Source organism: Globicatella sanguinis NBRC 15551 (assembly GCF_001552295.1).
Taxonomy (GTDB): domain Bacteria; phylum Bacillota; class Bacilli; order Lactobacillales; family Aerococcaceae; genus Globicatella; species Globicatella sanguinis.
On record NZ_BCQX01000163.1, the window covers coordinates 1 to 3,443 of the forward strand.

Annotated in this window: 1 protein-coding gene; it reads right to left on the reverse strand. The window is 35.6% G+C overall.

Annotation, left to right across the window (positions count from 1 at the left end):
- Positions 1-500 precede the first annotated feature (500 nt).
- Positions 501-3,143 (reverse strand): bifunctional acetaldehyde-CoA/alcohol dehydrogenase, encoded by a 2,643-nt coding sequence (gene adhE / locus GSA01S_RS09660; protein ID WP_066127027.1) that lies wholly within the window; start codon positions 3,141-3,143, stop codon positions 501-503.
- Between the last annotated feature and the right edge of the window lie 300 nt (positions 3,144-3,443).

Here is a 3,443-nt window from a genome sequence, read left to right on the forward strand (position 1 = left end):
CAGTTTGATACCACTCAACCATTGCGCTAATAATTAATGAACAATAATCTTAACTAAATTTATTAAGTTTATGCCCAGCCTCTTTGCAAACTTCTTATTATACATACTTCAAATAGCTTTGTTTAGTAATAGAGATTGGGCAAAAAAAGGAAAAATTTTTGCCGCTTGTCCATATTCATTTTCCTCACTAAATATTTAGTAGGTCCACACAATTAATAACCTTTTTCTTGTGGGTCCATACTAAAAGTTGTAGCGTCCTTTTACTAATAATTGGCCAATCAAGCGATGCTACACTTGGCCAGTTTTCTTTACCAATAAAAAAACAACGGAATAGCCGATTGGCTATTCCGATACTAAATGACTAGATATTATCTCCCATAAAAACTAGTCCACAATTGAAGTTAACACGAAGAGGAAGCGAATTATTTTGTGCTTCGTGTTATAAGAGTTCTTTGTGCTCTGCATCAGCACAAAGCTCTTATTATTATCTATCAACTAAATTATTTTAAACGACCTGGGCGTTCTTTATATCCATAGTAAGCATCTTCGATGATTTCTTTCATATCGCTTACTAATGCTAAACGTGCGTTTACAGGTGTACATTGATCTTCATAAGCAAGATAAGCAATTTCTTCTGCACGTGCCATGTATTCTTTTTCGTCAACACCTTGAGCTTTAATACTCATTTCGATACCACAACGTTCACCTAAGTCATAAACTGCTTGAGCTAAGCTAGCAACTGCTTCTTCTGGTGTATCAGCTTTAAGTCCTAATAAGCGTGCAATATCTTGGTAACGAACATCTGCTTTATAGTAGTTATATTTTGGCCAGTTACCTTGTTTTGCAGGACGAGTACCATTGTAACGAATAACATATGGTAATAGAATCGCATTTGTACGGCCATGGACAGTATGGAAGAATCCACCAATCTTATGAGCCATTGAGTGAGAAATTCCTAAGAATGCATTCGCAAATGCCATACCAGCCATTGTTGAAGCATTATGCATTTTCTCGCGAGATTCAAAGTCTGCTTCTTTAACAGAACGTTCTAAGTATTCAAATACAATCTTAATCGCTTGTAACGCTAAACCATCAGTATAATCATTCGCCATTAATGATGTATAAGCTTCAATCGCATGCGTTAACACGTCCATACCAGTATCTGCTGTTACAAAATCTGGCACTGTCATTACTAATGCAGGGTCAATAATTGCAATAGTTGGTGTTAATGAGTAGTCTGCTAATGGGTACTTCATATTATTTTTCTTGTCTGAAATAACCGCAAATGGTGTCACTTCTGAACCCGTACCAGATGTTGTTGGGATACCAACGTATTTTGCTTTTTCACCCAATTCAGGGAATTTGAAAGCACGCTTACGAATATCCATGAATTTTTGTACTAAGTCACGGAAGTCGATTTCTGGTTGCTCATAGAACATCCACATTACTTTAGCAGCATCCATTACAGAACCCCCACCTAAAGCAATAATTGTATCAGGTTCAAAGCTCTTCATTTGATCAGCACCACGACGAACAGTTGAAATATCTGGATCTGGTTCTACGTTAGAGAATACTTGATAAACCACTTTATTACGACGTAAATGTAATTGTTCGATAATCTTATGTAAGAATCCTAATTTAACCATCATTTCATCAGTTACAATAAATACTTTTTCAACATCACGCATTTTTTGTAAATATTGGATTGAATCACGTTCGAAATAGATTTTTGAAGGAACTTTAAACCATTGCATATTATTTCTACGTCTCCCCACTTTTTTGATATTAAGTAAATTGATTGCGCTAACGTTATCACCAACTGAGTTGGCACCATAAGAACCACATCCTAAAGTTAATGAAGGAATGAAGGCATTATAAACGTCCCCAATACCACCAAAAGTTGAAGGTGAGTTCCAAATAACACGAATTGCTTTAACTTGACGTCCAAATTCTTTTACTAAATCTTCATCATTAGTATGGATAGCAGCTGAGTGTCCTAAACCATTGAACTCAACCATTTGACAAGCTTTCTTCAATCCATCTGCTTGATCTTCTGATTTTAGAATAGCAATCACTGGTGATAATTTTTCACGTGTTAAAGGTTCATTCGGCCCTACTTCTGAAACTTCTGCTGCTAAAATATTTGTTCCTTCTGGAACAGTAAATCCAGCTTGTTCTGCAATCCAAGTAGCAGGTTTACCAACGATATCAGCATTTAATTTAGCATCAGCACAGTTTTTACTATTTGCTTTTGCTCCGAAACAGAATTCTTCTAATTTAGCTTTTTCATCTTTATTAACGAAGTAAGTATGATAAGACTTCATTTCGTCACAGAATTCATCGTAAATTTCTTTATCAATAATGGCTGCTTGTTCAGAAGCACAAACCATTCCATTATCAAATGATTTACTCATCACAATATCATAAGCGGCTTGTTTAACATTAGCTGTTTTTTCAACATAAGCTGGTACGTTACCTGCACCTACCCCTAATGCTGGTTTACCACAAGAGTAAGCGGCTTTAACCATTGCGTTACCACCTGTTGCTAAGATAGTTGCAACGCTTGGATGATTCATTAAAGCAGAGGTTGCTTCCATTGAAGGTAAAGTAATCCATTGAATACAGTTTTCAGGAGCACCTGCTGCTACTGCTGCTTCGTAAACAATTTTCGCTGCATGTGCAGATGATTCTTGAGCTGCTGGGTGAAATGCAAAAACAATTGGGTTACGTGTTTTTAATGAGATTAATGATTTAAAGATTGCAGTTGAAGTTGGGTTAGTTGTAGGTGTAATTCCACAAACAACTCCGACTGGTTCAGCAACTAAAGTTAATCCTGTAACATCATCTTCTGAGATAATTCCAACTGTTTTAGTATGACGCATATTGTTAACAACGTGTTCGCAAGCAAATAAGTTTTTAGTTGCTTTATCTTCAAAGACACCACGTCCTGTTTCATCATAAGCGTGTTTTGCTAAAACACCATGTTGATCTAATGCAGCAACAGATGCTTTTGCGACAATATAATCAACTTGCTCTTGATCTAAAAGACGGAATTCTTCTAATGCCACCACTGCTTTTTTTACTAATCCATCGACATGCTCTTCAGCAATTTGCTGTTTGTTTTTTTCTACAACTTCTGCCATTTTTTAAATCCTCCTCAATAGGTGTTTCTTCTTTACAACTACATATTACATTTTTCACAATGTTATGTCAAGGATTTTGTGCAAAAAATCACATATTTTTTATAAAAATCTTTTCGATAGAAGCCGATGACGATAACAAAATAATGAAAACGCTATCAAATTTTTAGACGTTTTTTCCCTATTGTGAAGCGATTCGTGGTACTCTTATAAGGTGATTTCACAATGTTTTTCTTAAACTATTCCCTTTACTTACATAAAGATTGTGCTCTTAATCACAATTAGATTGTGAAAAGTTTAGCC

Bases quoted from the DNA above. Each gene is read 5' to 3' on its own strand.
- adhE (WP_066127027.1), bottom strand. From the start codon at position 3,143: ATGGCAGAAGTTGTAGAAAAAAACAAACAGCAAATTGCTGAAGAGCAT.